Below are 16,040 nucleotides of genomic sequence, written 5' to 3'. Positions count from 1 at the left end.
GTTTGGCGATTGATCAGATCGCACAATCCGGGCTGAGTTCCCTCAATGTGATCTATTATTCTGCGCAGCTATTTAGGTCTTCAATGAATTTCCCCACCTGGGGCGATTTCATAAAATCTGCCACGGCATTATTGAAAGCGTCCGACAAATGCGCCAGGGGGCCAGATAGGGGCAGCAGACCACTGATAAACGTGTTTTCAATCTGCGTACCGCTGCGCCGCAACTGCAATTCGAAATTCTGCCATGAACGCAGTGTTTGGTCACTCAGCGACAAAGATTTCCGGTCCGCGTCCGCCTTTTTAACCATGGCGTCAATTTCTGATTCGCTCATGTTTTTAAAGCGGATCAGGTCGTCCATGCTGAAAAAGTTAAGCAGTCCGTTTGCCTCAGCGCCCTGTTGCGTGCTGCCGGCGCTGATAAATTTCTGCCGGGACGCTTTGATCATCGGCCCCATCAGCGACATGGGGTCCTGACCGGTAGGATTGATGCCTAACGCGCTGAACGCCCAGCGTTTGGTTAGATCATATTGCGCGTCGCGAATGGCTCCCAGCGTTGACCCGGGGTCACGCACGGCTTTGGAATAGTCGATCGCCGCGGCGTTCAATTCGCCTGCCGATATACCCAACCCTTGGGACGTTAGCCGGGTGTTGGCCGCGCTCAGCGCCATGCGGTTGATGCCGAACAGGCCACCGGCACCGGTCAGCCCAGAAATGATGCCAACCAGACCCGACCATTTCAGCAACGATAACGTGGCGTCTTTGATATGCCCGGCGATATCTTTAGACGCTTTGGCGCCCGTGGATAGCCAACTGCTGCCCTTCTTGGATTCCTGAGTAAATTTTTCCTGTTGCTGTCGGCTGCGTTCAACCTGGTCAGCCCCGGCCTTGTGCTGGCCGGCGAGATCTTTCGCGGCCGCCGTTGCTTGTTGCACGCCTTTAACGGAATAGTTAACCGCCTGCGTCCAAGTCTTGGCGGCCTCTTTCCCTGCCGCATCGAATCCCCCAGCCGCGGCGGCGGTACCCTCTCCCACCTTCGCCCAGGCGTCCGGCATGGCATCCAGAGCCTGTTTGTATTTATCGAACTGCTCTTTGAACGCCTTGAACTTGCCATCGTTAACGTCAATATCAATAATGGATTTTGCCATCGGGCGTCCTCGCAATCAGATAGCGCTGGCGGAATTGCTGCGCATCCCGGTGTTCCTGGCCGTGCTGCAAAATGAAATCCCGGAATCCCTCAACGGATAGCCACTCTAGGATGGAATGACAGACAGTGTTTCCGTCTCGCCAGTATTGGCGGCCGGCGTCAATGTCGGCAATGAACTGGCGAATTCCGTACAGTTCGATGAGGTAATTTGCACATCCCAGAGAGAGGACATCGATTCCAGTGTTGGGAGGATCAGCGTCTTCCTGTGCACGGCAGAGACACAGATAAAAAAAACGATTTGTCCCTCGATATCGTAATAATCGTCATCCGATATCAGTTTTTGCGCCAGCGCCGCTTCAAGGGGCACGGATTTCCACCCAGATTTGGTGGGGGCGATAACGTTGGTCAGGCGATGGATTTCACCCATCAGGCCGTTACCCACCCCCTCATCGCCGTCCCAATCGCCAATTTTCATGGCGGTCTGTTTCAGCATGAGGGAGGCCACTTTGGGACCGCTCAATACATTGAGGCCCTCGGCATAGATGCCGGCAAATGTCTTTGATAGCGTCAAAAAATAACGTTCATATACCTCGCGTCCTATAGGCATGGAATGAACGTAAACGGGCTTTCCTTCGCCGTCGGTAATGGGAATAACCAGGTTTAATGCGCGATCAATTTTCAATTTCAGCTCCACATATCATTGTTGATAACGTACGTTCCGCCGATAGTGATAGCGAAATCATTGTTCGTTCCGTTGAACGTCAATTGGGCTACACTCACAATGGCGCAGTTAATCAGTGAATAGGCATCCATCACGGTCGAGTCAGGGGTCACAGTGATATCGCCCAACGTGGTATCCGATTCCATTTTCGATTTATAGCTGTTCGCCAGCGCCTGTGATTTGTTCAGATGAATGGTTATCGTGGCCGCCATGTACGGTTCGGGCGACGGGGTACGGCCGGTCAGGTTATCAATAAACGTGGTGGCGTTCCCCTCAAGGGCAATGGAGATCCCCTCCTTACCCAGATAGGAGGCGGTAACGTTCAACTCGGGGTAATCGGTGATCGCCACCGTGCCTTTGACGCGGTTTAAAAATCCCTGCGAAATTAGCGGGTTTCCAGATGGCATAACGTCCTCTCATTAACCAACAAAGTTGGTTACGTTCAGATTAAAAATAATGGACTCGAACCCGCGCAACGGGGTGATCACGGCGGACAAACCGGAATATTTACCATCCTCATAATCCGAGGGATTCAGCGCAGAATAGCTGCTGAATGGCACCGCATTGACCACGTATTTCCCCACATAATCACCCTCATTGAAATTCGCGATAAAATCGTCCTGAGATAATGTGGTAGAAATGAGCGAGCCCAGAATAAGGCCGTAAGACGCGCCGTTAGTGAGTGTCTTTTTCGCCCGATTTTGCAGCCTGTTAATACCCAATTGATCGTAAAACAGCGGATTGGTCGAGCTGTTAGAACCGTTGATAATTTCGTTGGACAAATCCAGATTGATGTTGATGATGGCCCATGCCACGGTATACCAATAATTGAACGGATTCCCGTCCAGCATATGGCCCCAGACCAGCATCAGGTTAGATAACCCGCCCTCGGCCGCCGTCGAAACATAGTTGATGTTTCCCGTCTTGAGCGACGATAACAGCGACGAATTGCCAAATGTCGGATAGGCGGTAACCCCGTACAGGAACGAAAAACAGAGCGGCGAAACCAGATTGCTGGACGACGGATTGTAATTGAGCGTGACATAGAATACCGCTGCCAGGCTGTATTCCGTATCGGGAATATCCGGCGCCTCGATCATGGCGAACACACTCGATAGCGTAGCCCGCGCAGACCAATCAGACCAGTTCGACATCGAGCAAGTGACAAAAAATTTCACCAGGGCAGTGGGTGAGGTGTAATTCGCCACCATGGTTTTAAAGGTGGACTCGTCTGCCCATTCCCGCGGCACCAGATAGGAGAAAAATATCCCTGGGTTGGTGGTAATGAACGACGCCAGCGCCGTTACGCCCTGCTCCGGACTGCCCTCGCCCAGTTCCAAAACATAGACCGAGGCGTTAGAGCCCTGCGCCCAAAACGTGGTGTTCATGGCGGTCAAAGTAGCGACGTCAGTGTCCGTCAGAACGCCGGAGGTGGTCATGGCGCCAGGGTTAGTTGCCAGCGCATACGTCAAAGTGCTGGCGCCCGTAACGGTGCATTCGAACGTGCCGTTATATCCCGTCGGGACCGCGCCGCTGATGGTCAATTCCAGTACGTCACCGGTGGTAAAGCCGTGCGGCGAGGTGGTGGTGACCGTTACAACGGATGACGCCCACGCGAGGGTAGTGATCGCCTTGCTGCCGGCGAGAATGGCGGTTAAATCGCTGGATTGAGTTAACAGGGAGTAGGTTCCCTGCGCGAGTATCGTACCGCCCTGCGAGATAAACGCTCCGGTGCGCAACAATTTGCTGGGCGCGGCCGGGTTCGTAATCGACACATTTAATGTAACGATATCAGTGCTCATCGTTGCCCCTTAGAGATAGCTGACGCTGACGGTCTGGCCGGTGCCCGGAATGATGGTGATGCCAGTGGCACACGGCCAATCAATGATGATTTGCCCCACGGTGTTTGGGATCACTGCAATGAGGTTGGCGGCGGCAGCATTGGCGGCCACGTTGGTATCGTAGGCGTTACCTGCGGCAGAACCTGCTACCAGCACATTGACGCGCACCAGGCGCCCCGCCGTCGCTTTAACAACGGTACTGGCTGCAATGTTGTAATGTGGCGTATCGCCGCCGGCGGAGGACTTCAGAGCGCCATAGGCGTCTACCCGTAGCGGTGTACCGACATTGGCAGCATTAAGGGCTGGATTAATTAACATGGGATTTTGCGGCACAGTATTTTCCTCATTCTGGATAGACGTTTGCCACGGCATTCAGTATTAATCGCCGGGCGATATCCCTGATCCGTGTCTGGTAATAGTTAATGCGAAATTCGATGGTCTTTTTCATCGCGATGATTTTCAGCTCTGATTGAGTGCGTTTTTCATCGCGAGGTATGGGGATGTTCATGATGCCCATGGCGGCATCGGCGCTGAGCGTGTATTCCTGGACGTAGCGCAGGAAATCCAGCACGTCATCGTTGCGCAAGCCGTAAATCGTCACCCTGACCGTTTCAGACACCAGTTGCCATTGGCTACTATCATGGTCGATATACGGCGTTGCCTGCAGCGGCTCCATGGATTCGACAGGAATTTCTACCGTCGCATAGGGAGGATCCAGGTTCGCATCGCTCAGAAACGAGGGAAAAACCGGCATGAATTTATCGAGCGACAGCCATATAGGCAGGCTATTGGAAACCACGACACTCGTTAAATTGAGGTCCTCTGGACGGTCTATAATCTGGCTTTCCATGGCCGGATAAATGGCGAACCCGCGGTAATGGTAAATGCCAGCCTCGGCAAACAATGGCGCCCGTTGGGAAAACGCAAACCTGACACCATCATGCACGCCGATATACATTACCCGCGTACCGATCTCGTTAAACGGGTCAATATCGGACTCGGCGGTAAAGATCATCGTGTTACGGTCGTAGGTCTCATCCTCGTTTTGCATCGTCTCAGTGGCGTAATGAAACGAACCATCGACATCGACCGTAACGGGGCCGTTCAAATACCGCGGCGGCGTTTGTTTGACGCGGGCGATTAACTGGCTGGAATCGTACATCGTGGTATTCGTTGGAATAATCCCGGCGTTTACCCAAAAAACAAACCCATCCAGTGGCAGCACAAACCGGACATATTTGGTAAACGTGACCGTTTCAGAGCGGGAAATCGCCTGTATCCCAGCTTTCAGGGCTGAGTTTAGGGGGGACGGACTATCAAATGCCTCATTTGCATTTGCCATTATCTATCCTCCATCCATGCCAACATACTGGATTGATATAAACCGGTATCTATAAACGATGGCCGACGTTCACCGCGGGAGATTTTGAGGCGATGATTCACGCCCTTCAGCGCCGCCTCGGTCGGGATGCCGTCACGGCCGGCGAGTTCCTCGTTGTCCAAAAACTTCACAAACAGATCGTGAATTTTCCCCTCTGCGGTCCCGAATGGATTGGCGTTCGGCGGCGCGCCGGCCAGGAGGTTTTCCAACGCGCCCGCCGCGGAGTCCGCCAACGCATCGGCAATTTCCTGCTGATGCATACCGAAAAACAGTTCCATGATTTTGTATTTGTCTTCCAGGATGGTCGCGACATCCCCGGTCGTGACCAGCATGGCATGCGGATCGCGTTTTTTCGTCCGTTTGGCTTTTCCGCCTTTCCGTGTTTTTTTGGGGCCATCCGGGGGAGTCGTCACATAGGGAACATCCGCAACACCCAGATGCAATTTCATGTCAGACCCCACAACGTGCCGTAGTCCTGGGCGATCGCGAGGTATTCTCTCCCCCAGGGCGTTTTGATGTTCTGCAGGTCCATCAGCGTCAAATTCGACAGACTATCCGGAACGGATATTGACTGGCTGGTTGATTGGTCGCTAGAGCCATTAATCACGCCGGGAGTAAAATCCAATATGTCCTGCTCTTGTCGGTAGGCGACAAAAAACGCTCCTGGCGCATAATTCATTAGGCGGTCGCCGGCAAGGTTATATACCGCAATGGCATATAGTTCGCACGAAATCAGCGCAATGTTCTGGTTGACGGTATTCATTGCCAGTCGAAACGCCATAGCAATAACCGGCGCATCGTCAGCCAGAATGGTATCGTCGATGCCCATCACGTCCCGGATGAACGCCAAAAAACCGGAAATCGTCGGCATATAGCCCCCTGATTAACGTTTGCGGGAACGGCCCCGGCCACGCGCAACAGACGCCTGTTCGTCCAAGGAAATCAGCTCAGCCATCAGCGGGGCATCATCGTTTTTACGAGCCTCTTCGACCACTTCCAATTCGGCGCCGCCGGCATAACCTGGAACGGTTTCCGCCAGGGTGCGATCCATGGCAATAGCAGCGGCTTTGCGACTTTCGGCGCCGCGGGCAATCAACACCTGATCGTTGTTGTGGGCGGCGTTAATGATGCTGTCGATATTGATAGGTTTATCGAATTGATAGCACAGCCCGACAAATGCCCGAGAACGCGGGATATCACCAACCGGGATCAGCCCGTAGCGGACGTGTTGGGAGATAATGCGATTGAGCGCCTCGGCTGTCGCTTCTTTGTAGACCTGAATTTGACCGCCGACGGGAATACGCTGATAGACGATTTTGTCCGAATCGGGGGACCGATACGTAAAATCGACGTTCTTTTTCGAGCAATTGGCAATAAATAATTTCGTCATGGTTTCTTCCCAAATAAAAACAGGCCCACATAGGGGCCTGTCGAGGTTTTACGGTTATCGTTATTAGGAATACTGCATATTGATGATGGTGATCGACTCGGGCCGAACAGCCCAACCTGAGGTTGACCGCAGTTCGGACAAAACGTCGATGGCGCCGCCGGCGATCGGGGTCGGTATTTCACGCGGGGCCGCCATGTCGCACAACATCATCGCACACGCCTCCAGCCCGGGGGACAGTTTGGCGAATTCATTGGTATTGATTTGACCACCTACCGGTTTTTTAACCTCCGGCATGTTGATGATCACCGCGTCGGTACCATTGGCGCCCTGGCCGATCAACGTATCGTCATACGTCCAGTCGATGGTATCTCCATTCAGCTCCAGGATATCTTTAACCACGCCTGAGGTAGTCGCAGAACCTGCGCCGTCACGTTGGAATTGGGTCAATTGGACAATACCCTGATACTCGAACGCGCCCAGGGTGCGTTGTGGCCCCAGAATGTTGATGCGCGCCGGCGTGCCCATCTGCAACGTGCGCGTTTTCAGCGCCTGGATTTGAGTGAGCAGGAATATTGCCATCTGGCCGTTATCGTAGGTCACGACGGTATCATTCCCGTTGCTGTCCGTCGGGAGATTGACCTCAGTCGCCCCGTTGGTATTCAGCAACCCCTCACCATTAACCGGATTAAACCCGGTCAGCAGCGCAGTACGCATCTGTTGGAAAATGCCCTGGCGCATACCGAGCCGCTGAGCCTCCGGCAACGCCACACCCCAATTACCAGCCGCTGCGGTGTCGTGATGGTCGTAGATGGCCCGCGCACGCAGCATGTACGTTGCGGTGCTTTTCATTGACGCATCGATAGCAACAGACGGCAACTGATTGGCATTGGCGACTTGGCTGCCGGCGACCTGGGTGCGGATATCAAGTTTTTTGATATACACATACAGATCACCCTCACCCAGACGCACCAATGGGTTTCGGCTGGCAAGAGTGTTGAATGCCCCGGACGCCTGCTGGTACTGCAAAATGATTTCCGGCATCACGTAACTGGGGTGTACCAGCTCGTAGCTCGGTGTAATGGCTGCCATAATTTACCTCGCGTTAAATGAGAATGACCGCAGCGTTACCGGCTACGTTCCAGTTGGCGAAATTGTTGATCGAATCGTACGTCACCACCTTGCTGTTGCCACCGTTCACGGACAGAACACGGACAGGCAATTGCGCACTGGCGGCAGTTACCGTTCCGGGGGTGGTTTCGGCGCCGGGATTGGTCGCCAAAATATAGGTGAACGTAGTGGTACCGGTTACGGTGACCTGATAGGTCCCGTTATAGCCGGCCGGCACTGCGCCGGTGATATTTACATACGCACCGTTGCTCAGGCCATGCGCTGCGGCAGTGGTGACAGTAGCTACGCCAGTCGCCCAGGTAATAGACGAAATCGTTACGGTGGACGCCACCGTCTGATAGGGGATCAGTTGCTGATTGGTTAAATCCCAGCCTACGGCGAAATTAGTAGCGGAATTCGGAGCGGCGGCCACTAACGCAGCACTACAGGCCACTGCCAGACGTTGCCGGCTACCCAGGCGATGGTAGGAAACGCTCATCCCGCCCGCCATCATCGGTACATTGGATTGCGGCGTGGTGATGCCGTTATGAGCCTGGTTGAAGACCGAGAAACCAGCCAATGCGGCGAAACTGGCCGCGCGGCCGACAACCGGACCGAGCGGATTTTGCCCGTCGGCGGGAATACGTTCAAAAATACCCACGCCGCCCCACATCGGCAGCGTTTCGGCAGTCGATAAAATACCGGCGGCCAGGGAGTAGCGTGTTTCAGGGTCGTCAAAAACCATGCCCTGCATCAGCCCGTTGGACTGAACGGAAAACGATCCCGCCGCGTTGGTTGTCAAAATGGGGTTCATACCCGGAGCATTTGCCATTTTCAGGTCCTTTATTTGTTAATCATCGCCACGCGGCGGACGGGTTGCTGGAACGGTGCCCAGGTACTGGCGGGGTCACCAGCAAAGGTGCTGATTTGCCGCCCGGTTGCATCAGGGCGACGAATTTCACGCAACACCCCTGCGGCCACATCAGCAGGATTCATTGCCGCGGCCTGGGCATCGGCATAAATGGCGTTTTCAACGATGCCAAATAACGCCGAATCATTGATGGCGGACAGGTTGATGTCCTTGTATTGCTGGCTGTGCGATTTATATTTCGCCGCCAGACGTTGGCGATATGCCAGGGAAGTTTCGCCGGATAACGGGGCGGGCGCTCGCTGGCCGAAATAGGACGCGACGCTGTCAGCCTTGGATTGTGCCTCGGCGAGTTCCTCGCGCTCACTGTCGCTCACTTCATGGGGAACGCGGGAGGCGAGTTCCGCCATATCCTGGCGAATTTTATCCGCGTCGGCCTTGCTGAGGTATTCCGGCGCACCGGCGGCATCGGCTTTTGCTTTATCGGCCTTCACTTTTTCTTCAGCTTCCTTTTTGGCTGTTTCATCAGCGTCAGCGCGAGATTTTTCCATGGAGTCCATGCGGGTGCATAACCCCTGGATCACGTCCATGATTTTATCAAGACGTGAATCCTCGCCGGCGGCAGCGTCCGCTTTAGCCTTTTCTTCGGCCTCTTTCTTTGCCGCTTCTTCGGCATCGGCCTTAGCTTTCAGTTCTTCTTCGGTCATTGTAACCGCTCCTGTCATATTTGATTCCACGCCGGACGGCGCGTTGCCTTTATCCCACACGCCCTGTTCACAGACTGCTAAATGGTCCAATGTACTGGGCTTGCCTTCGATTAATATTTCCGCGCCATCCGAAAACGTTAATATCGAATTTTCATCTATGTCCCGGAAAATAACGGCGGGGGACGTAGACATTTGTTCGTTGCGTAAAATAGTCGCTGCTGCGCTGTCATATATCCGCGCCACACACCAAACCTCATCGCCGCGAATAAATGGCAGCATGACCGAGCCAATAACCCGATCGGAGAATTCCTGGGAATTTAATGTTCTCCCCTTGGGATGCTCATAGATAACCGGCAGCCCATTACAGCGCGCCAAAAATTCAGGCGTGAGATAGTTCTCTGGGGGACGATAAACGAACTCATCCAGGGCGCGGCGGTATGCCGTTCCGGTCCCGGTAACGCGCATCAGAAACAGATTCAGGTTCCCGATTTGCTGCGGTGAGGGCAAATCCCCCGCCACCATTGCCTGGGCGACATCCAATTCGTTCATGCCGGCATTACGGACGATCCGACAAATTCCCGGATAGGTGTTTCTCGGCATATCCATCGGATCCGCCCAGACATATCCGGTGGACTCATCATTCAGCACAGGGGTGAATGGCTGGGCGATATCTGCGACGAATGTTACAAAACCATCGGTCAGAGCATAGGGCGACATAGGGTCAAGGTATTCGTAACCGAGTTCCTCGTTTATCTCCCGGCGTGCCGCAGATTCGGGTGTTTCCCCCTCCTCAATATGGCCGCCGGGGAACGCCCATTCACCAGGATGATCGCCATCCGGTCCCCGCTGGACCAATAGAACCCTCCCGCCAGATCGAAATAATATTCCAGCGGCATATGGTGCGGGCATAGTTATCTCCCTATCGCTGCCCGACCTTTTGCGGTGAGCATGTCATCAGGTAAATCGCGTAAATTGTAGAGGTAGGTGTAATAGCACCGACAATAAACCTCCTCACCGGGCTGTGTGATTTTATCGGTATATCCGGCGGGACCGACTTTCATCAGCCCTTTTGCAATCGCCCAATTTCCGCGAATCGTGTAAACCAGGGAATCGCGTTTTTTATGGGGGATGCGGTAGTCATAGCCGGGTTGGTGGTAGTGGGAATGCCAGATAGCCGCCAGGGCGCCCCCATTCGTCGCCAGGATGCCATTTAGCGACGATACGAATTTATGCCCCTGATCAATCGCTACACGCCGCTCTACAAACGGCAGTTGCGCCAAAGATTTGCGCAAATCCTCTTTGACGTCATTTTTATTGATGGCGAGGCTTCCGCCTTCCGGAATACTGGTAGCCCAACCACTGAACCGTTGAATGGTGCGATTAACCGCTGCCTGACGATTTAGTTTAATCAGGTCGGCCGAGGCCATGATGCGGCGGTCTAACTCAGCGCGTAATGTTGGCTGTACTCGCTGCAGGGTAAATCGGTCAATACCACGGTGATTTTTCAGGATACTGCGATTCTCAATCTGTTTCCGATAGACGGATATCATACTGCGGCGCAGCGTTTCATTCAGAACTCGCTCAGGAACCAATACCTCATTAGCCGCCTGACGAATTTTCGCTACCCATGCCTGCAATTCCGCATCAGAGCGATAACCGCGCCGGCTGAATTCGGCAATGGCCTGCGTGATGATCTCATAAAACGTCATGCGGCCGCCTTAGCCGGTTTGGTGCCGGGTAAATCCTCCTGTACATCGGGTTCATTACCCATTGCCGGCTGGGGTGGTTCATAATTCGCCATAGCCTCGGAATCCAATATCAGCGGCGTGGTGAACATCATTTTGTTGGCGTTCATATTGTCGCTGGCCCAATCCAAGAGAATGGCCTTGTTGTTGGGATCTGCCTTTTCGAGCAGGACCTCCAGCACCGAGATGATCGCCTTGAGTTTGACGTCCTCGACTTTGACCTTCTCGCTGTCCGGTTCAGTCAGTAACGACGGCCATTCCGCACTGAATGAATTTACCCAATCCATAAACGCGGTTTTGTACGGTACTTTTTTGTACTCAGGGAAATCCCGCTGAATGGTGGCGTAAAATTCAGGGGTCCAGGCGCGATACTGTACGATTTTGTCGAAAAAGGCATAGAGAGGGTCCATTTTTTTACGGACCGCATCCACATAGCGGGCGACCTTTTTCGCGTCCTCCGTTCCCTCGCCAAATCCCTCGGCGAACGTTTCACTGTTGAGGAATTGCGCTGGCATATCGGCTGCGGCGGCGATATTTTCCAGAATGTTATTGCGGGCAGTAATCACCGCTTTGTCGATGTTTTGCAGGTCAATGGCTGAGATTTCATCGCTATGACCAATCGACAGCACGTCGCCGTTTTTCGAGCGTTTCAGAATGGAGCGTTTAATGCCAAACGCTTTATCCATCATGTTGTTGACGATGCTCCCCGGCTGCTGGATTTTCGCAACAATGACGCCGGCTTTACGCGTCACCAGGTCATCGGTGATCATCGACTGGATAAACGATTTCAGCGGGAATAACGCACGCTGGAATACCGAGCGGCCAACAAAACCAAACGCCGAACTGGTATAGGCAATATAAATGGGCGACTCGTTCATGATGACGCAAGCGCGAGACGGATGATACGGAACGCCAGCGGCAGTGATGGCCGTCGCCAATTGGAAATCGGGCGCGTTCGGGTCTTGGTTCAGCACCAGACTACCGGCTGTATTCAGCGGATCCAACACGTTGAAATACAGTTCCAACTCCGGCAATTTAAAATTGTCGATAGCTGAATTAGTCCCGACGCCCTTCGCTCCGTAGACAATGGCCCCAGTCCCGTAGGTGCGGGACTGCCGCATAACATTGGCGATATGCTCATCGGCGCGAATGTTTTTCCACTCACACAAAAATGCCTCTTTGACGCGTTCCTCCGGCCCATTGGGAACGCTGATTTCTCTACCCTGGCTCTGTGCTACCGTAATCGGCCCGTCAACCATCTTGGCGCCCAGGGGGTGATAGAGGTATATCGTTTTGCACACCTGGTAGGACGGATCAGAGCCTGGCTCAATATCGTCCGACTCCAGCATCTGGGATAACGCCGTACCGCGCTCAGAGCCGATAATTTCCTGTTCTGCCATTACAATGCGTCTCCGTCACCAAATGCGAGTATCAGACCGTACATGTAGCAATCGAGCAGGTCATCCGCCCGTTTTGCGGCCAATTTGTCGCCCAGATGAAATGCTGAAACCTGTTTCGATAGGTGGTTAGCGGTCTGGTTTTTAAACACCGCCGTTTTTTCGAATGCGTGCCGGGAAATCTTGGCCTTTTCCAGGAAGTGATGTCCGGATGACATTACGCCGCGTTCATCCTTGCCTTTGCTGGTCAGCGCGGAATCAATGGCTATTACCGGCCAGCCGTTATTGCGGCCCTTCTGTAACAGGATGCTGCCCATGCTGGCGTCCTCAATAAACAGCCCCATGCTGCCGTTGCGGGCCTGACACTGAGTTGCCAATTCCTCCAGGCGCGTGAATACGCCGGGGAGGTAATTCTCCAGCAGGGCACCATCAATCTGCACCACATCCCAATCCAGAATGGTCAGACGGGGCGCGCCAAACGTATTCTCAAACGCAAAATAGATGATGCCGCTACCGTCGTGTTCAGAGCCGCCTTTAACTGCCGTGTCCATGACGGCAAACACACCACCACAATTTGCCGGGTATTCAACGGGCAACCCATCGACCAACCATTTACTGACGTCAAATAATGCGTCCTTGGACCAGTCGACGAACATTGCCAGGAATTCCTGACGGAACACACGCGGTTCGCAGCGCTTCTCTTCTTCGGCCAATTCCTCGGGCGGTACATAGGGATTTGCAGATGTCGGCGCGTAGTGCTCGAAAAATCCGTATTGCGGATCGTTGCAAATCGCGTAGAAAAAATTTTCCTCGTCGATACCGTTGGGCGTTGAAAATACCCAGGCACGACCGCGCCGGGTCAGCAACGTGGGTTTAATCGCCAGCGGCCATATCTTTTGCAGCATTTCAGGCGATTTCGAAAATGCCGCTTCATCTATCAGGACAACGTCATATTCACGCCCACGACCCGCCAGGGGGTTATCGTTGGTAACCCAAAAGTCAATTTTCCCGCCGTTTTTGAGCAGAATGCGCTTTTCACTGCGCGACTGGCTTTTGATCAACGGATCGAGCGTCTCAGTCAGGTAATCGAATATTTCCTGATACTGGCGATACTCGGGGGTAAAAATCCCGACTCGACCCGCCGATAGAACGGGCTTGCCTTTAATCTCAAAACTGGATGTGCTGTAGCATACGGCAATAATGCCCAGCATCTGGGTTTTACCCCAGCGTCGGCCACAGCGAACGACGTTATTACGGTGGTTTAATCCCTCATCCCAAACCGCCTGTTCGCCGGCGTGCAGCTCAGGGAGATAAATGTCCAAAATTCTCCCCTTTTTAACATAATGACCGTTACGCGCCCCAGCGAAACGACACTCGCGCAGGGAATTGCCTCAACGGTCTATTTTCAGCAAACACTTAGCCAATACAGGGAAAAATTCACTGCATAAACACTGCATAAAGTGGAGATGTTTTTGCATACCAATAAATCATGACGAAACGCCTATTTATGGCTATTTCCTGCCGGGAACATTGAGCGAATTGTGAATGATGATTTGTTGGTTGCCATTATCACCATTGCGCAGATTTTCGGCCTCGATTTCCATTTTCTCAGTAGCGGCTATATTGCGCATGATGGTGGATTTTGTGTACTCCAACGACTCAATACGCGTGGTGTTCCGGTGCATGGCTTTCTCTGCGGCGCCAATATTCGCCATCAGTACCTTTTTCTGTTCGCCGTCAGCATCATCAAATTCCGTCGTCCATCGGCCGATATTTTCCGCAGCGGTTAGGTTACGAGCGCGCAACCAGAACAGTTCATCATCCAACCATAGCGCATTCGCGTCGTCGTTCGTTTCGTCGCTTATCAGCATGCGACGGGCATAGCCGCCATGCTTGAGCGCCACTTGATTGTTTGGGCGGAATGCGTTTACCGGAGGATCGCGCCGAGTTCCCCGAATCGGTTTCGTATCTGGGGAATCTGGCGAACGTGAGGGAGAGGCGCCCTTTTCATCTTTTCCAGATTCGACGCCCTTTTTACTGGTACGCATTTTTGCTTGCGTACTTTTTTGCGTACCGCTTTTGCGTACCTGCGTACCTGCGTACCAGATTGCGTACCGTTTTTTTTATTGCGTACCCATCCGAGTTTTGACGCTCGTTTGCGTATGGCTCCTTCCGTTACACCATGCTGAGAACCTATTTCACGGAGACTCATTTCTCCGGCCTGGTATGCCGATTCGATGGCCTCCCAGTCCGGTTTAGCCATAATATTTTCCCACTATAGAATGTAACCATTATCGAGCGCCCACTGATAGACGCTCTGTAATAATTACAACTTGGCAGCCAGTGTCTTTGCCAGATCAACCAGCTTTTCGAACTCTTCTTCAGCGTAATGCTCGTCGGCAACAATGATTGCCTTCAGCTTTGCCAGGATGGATTCGTGCTCAGCCACAGTGATAACCGGGGTGACGGATGAGGAGTTGCCCACAGAACCAACGGCAGCCAGAATCGGTGCGGCCGGAGCCGGCACAGCCACGAAGTACAGCGTATTGACGCTGGCGGTAGTGCCATCGGCCAAAGTGGCTACCAGGGTCGCAGGGCCTTCGGTCGAACTGACCAGACTGGCAGATGCCTGACCATTGGTATCAGTGGTGCCTTGTGCGGGCGAAACAGTACCGGCAGGCGCAGAGAAATTGACCAGAGCGCCGGGAACGGGCGCGCCATTCGCATCGGTTACAATGGCCTGTACGACATCAGCAGATACGCCGTCAGCGGGCTGGGAGTTGGTCAGGATGGAAAGAGTAATTTGGGACACGGTTTTTACCTCGGATGATTGCGATTCGGCCGCCGCGGGTGCGGGAACCGGAGTGAAATAAATGGCGTATAGCCATGCTACGAATCTTTTAATCATTTCTGCCTCTCGGCCTCGATTTGCCGGATGCCGGCGAGTTGCACGTTGCAGTTTTGCAGGTCGGTCAGTAGCGCCTCATCCCATTCCACCGCAGCGCCATAGGTTAACGGGTCACTTGGCGGCGCGCTGACTGGACACTGTTGCGTCAGACTGGCTGGTATCGGCGTCACCGGCGTTTTGACGTATTGCGTTGTAATGGTCGAGCAGGACATCAGCAGCGGCAGCAGGCACGGTAATAACGGCGCATGACTCAGTCTGGATAACCGTTTTGATAACGGTTTGCCGGTCCTGGCTGGTTGCGGTGTTTTTTGCCTGTTCATTGAGTGTTGCCCCGGCGATGGTGTTGAAGATGTTGACCAACTTTTCTTGGTTGGCGACTACCAGCGCAGCGCTTTTATTTTCCTGCGTCAGTGTGGCGTTCGTCGTGGCCTCGGCGGTGTATTTGCCGTAATAGTGAAATGCGGCCCAGGTCAGCACGCCAAACATCAGGACGAGGATCATCGTCACAACTACCGCGACTTTATTGACCATTTTTCGGATCCATCATGCAGACAGTGCGGTCTATCTCGCGCCGGTTAATCAGCCCGCGGTTGCGTTTGCCGTTGACCATTACCCACTGGCGCAGACCGTCGCATGCCGCTGTCATTTTCCCGGCATTGAGGTTGCGCAACAGAGAGGAATTTTTGAAAGCAGTAAGGCCAACGTTGTAGGCAAAGGAATACATGGATGCCCGCATATACTGGCCGATAGGAACCTTGATTGATGAATCGACCGTCTTTTTTACCGATGCCAGATCACGTTCCAGCAATACCCCGCATTCTGCGTCGGAATA

Annotated in this window: 20 protein-coding genes and 1 pseudogene; all 21 read right to left on the bottom strand. The window is 53.4% G+C overall.

Annotated elements, in window-relative coordinates:
* Positions 1-55 precede the first annotated feature (55 nt).
* A complete protein-coding gene (locus FCN80_RS24155; RefSeq protein ID WP_136992880.1) occupies positions 56-1,144 on the bottom strand; it encodes a hypothetical protein in 1,089 nt (362 codons plus the stop codon).
* Between the two features lie 105 nt (positions 1,145-1,249).
* Entirely contained in the window at positions 1,250-1,825 is a 576-nt protein-coding gene (locus FCN80_RS24150) for a hypothetical protein (RefSeq protein ID WP_136992879.1), read from the bottom strand.
* 2 nt (positions 1,826-1,827) lie between these two features.
* Positions 1,828-2,271 (bottom strand): hypothetical protein, encoded by a 444-nt coding sequence (locus FCN80_RS24145; RefSeq protein ID WP_136992878.1) that lies wholly within the window; start codon positions 2,269-2,271, stop codon positions 1,828-1,830.
* A 12-nt stretch (positions 2,272-2,283) separates the two neighbouring features.
* A complete protein-coding gene (locus tag FCN80_RS24140; protein ID WP_136992877.1) occupies positions 2,284-3,666 on the bottom strand; it encodes a hypothetical protein in 1,383 nt (460 codons plus the stop codon).
* Positions 3,667-3,675: 9 nt separating this feature from the next.
* On the bottom strand, positions 3,676-4,038 hold the full coding sequence (locus FCN80_RS24135; RefSeq protein ID WP_136992876.1) for a hypothetical protein: 363 nt from the start codon (positions 4,036-4,038) through the stop codon (positions 3,676-3,678).
* A 10-nt stretch (positions 4,039-4,048) separates the two neighbouring features.
* Positions 4,049-5,047, bottom strand: coding sequence for a hypothetical protein (locus FCN80_RS24130; protein WP_136992875.1), 999 nt, complete (start codon positions 5,045-5,047; stop codon positions 4,049-4,051).
* Positions 5,047-5,535, bottom strand: a complete 489-nt coding sequence (locus FCN80_RS24125) for a hypothetical protein (RefSeq protein WP_230492916.1) — start codon at positions 5,533-5,535, stop codon at positions 5,047-5,049. Before FCN80_RS24125 ends, FCN80_RS24130 begins: the two co-directional genes overlap by 1 nt.
* Positions 5,532-5,957, bottom strand: coding sequence for a hypothetical protein (locus tag FCN80_RS24120; RefSeq protein ID WP_136992874.1), 426 nt, complete (start codon positions 5,955-5,957; stop codon positions 5,532-5,534). Before FCN80_RS24120 ends, FCN80_RS24125 begins: the two co-directional genes overlap by 4 nt.
* 12 nt (positions 5,958-5,969) lie before the next feature.
* Complete coding sequence (locus FCN80_RS24115; protein ID WP_136992873.1) at positions 5,970-6,476, bottom strand: hypothetical protein; 507 nt, start codon at positions 6,474-6,476, stop codon at positions 5,970-5,972.
* Between the two features lie 63 nt (positions 6,477-6,539).
* Positions 6,540-7,565: a major capsid family protein gene (locus FCN80_RS24110; protein ID WP_136992872.1), complete on the bottom strand. Its 1,026-nt coding sequence runs from the start codon at positions 7,563-7,565 to the stop codon at positions 6,540-6,542.
* Between the two features lie 13 nt (positions 7,566-7,578).
* Positions 7,579-8,415: a hypothetical protein gene (locus FCN80_RS24105; RefSeq protein ID WP_136992871.1), complete on the bottom strand. Its 837-nt coding sequence runs from the start codon at positions 8,413-8,415 to the stop codon at positions 7,579-7,581.
* An 11-nt stretch (positions 8,416-8,426) separates the two neighbouring features.
* A complete protein-coding gene (locus FCN80_RS24100) occupies positions 8,427-9,623 on the bottom strand; it encodes a hypothetical protein (RefSeq protein ID WP_230492917.1) in 1,197 nt (398 codons plus the stop codon).
* 144 nt (positions 9,624-9,767) lie between these two features.
* Positions 9,768-10,067, bottom strand: a pseudogene (locus tag FCN80_RS27060) (NUDIX hydrolase); the annotation flags it as partial.
* 2 nt (positions 10,068-10,069) lie between these two features.
* Entirely contained in the window at positions 10,070-10,867 is a 798-nt protein-coding gene (locus tag FCN80_RS24095) for a hypothetical protein (protein ID WP_136992869.1), read from the bottom strand.
* The gene (locus FCN80_RS24090; RefSeq protein WP_136992868.1) at positions 10,864-12,303 is read right to left on the bottom strand and encodes an anti-CBASS protein Acb1 family protein; all 1,440 of its coding nucleotides are present in this window, start codon (positions 12,301-12,303) and stop codon (positions 10,864-10,866) included. Before FCN80_RS24090 ends, FCN80_RS24095 begins: the two co-directional genes overlap by 4 nt.
* Positions 12,303-13,622 carry a terminase large subunit domain-containing protein gene (locus tag FCN80_RS24085; RefSeq protein WP_230492915.1) on the bottom strand — a complete coding sequence of 440 codons (1,320 nt, stop codon included), beginning with the start codon at positions 13,620-13,622 and terminating at the stop codon, positions 12,303-12,305. The genes FCN80_RS24090 and FCN80_RS24085 overlap by 1 nt, the downstream gene beginning before the upstream one ends.
* Positions 13,623-13,811: 189 nt before the next feature.
* The gene (locus FCN80_RS24080; RefSeq protein ID WP_230492914.1) at positions 13,812-14,348 is read right to left on the bottom strand and encodes a hypothetical protein; all 537 of its coding nucleotides are present in this window, start codon (positions 14,346-14,348) and stop codon (positions 13,812-13,814) included.
* A gap of 278 nt (positions 14,349-14,626) precedes the next feature.
* On the bottom strand, positions 14,627-15,208 hold the full coding sequence (locus FCN80_RS24075; RefSeq protein WP_136992866.1) for an Ig-like domain-containing protein: 582 nt from the start codon (positions 15,206-15,208) through the stop codon (positions 14,627-14,629).
* Positions 15,205-15,420, bottom strand: a complete 216-nt coding sequence (gene lysC / locus FCN80_RS27645; RefSeq protein WP_445081515.1) for an Rz1-like lysis system protein LysC — start codon at positions 15,418-15,420, stop codon at positions 15,205-15,207. Before lysC ends, FCN80_RS24075 begins: the two co-directional genes overlap by 4 nt.
* A complete protein-coding gene (locus tag FCN80_RS27055; protein ID WP_230492913.1) occupies positions 15,320-15,739 on the bottom strand; it encodes a hypothetical protein in 420 nt (139 codons plus the stop codon). The genes lysC and FCN80_RS27055 overlap by 101 nt, the downstream gene beginning before the upstream one ends.
* On the bottom strand, positions 15,729-16,040 hold a 312-nt coding region (locus FCN80_RS24065), incomplete at its 5' end, for a lysozyme (protein ID WP_136992864.1). The genes FCN80_RS24065 and FCN80_RS27055, both read right to left, overlap by 11 nt.

Origin of the sequence: Martelella alba (assembly GCF_005217455.1) — a bacterium.
Taxonomy (GTDB): Bacteria; Pseudomonadota; Gammaproteobacteria; order Enterobacterales; family Enterobacteriaceae; genus Acerihabitans.
This window is presented reverse-complemented; position numbering and strand designations above follow the sequence as displayed.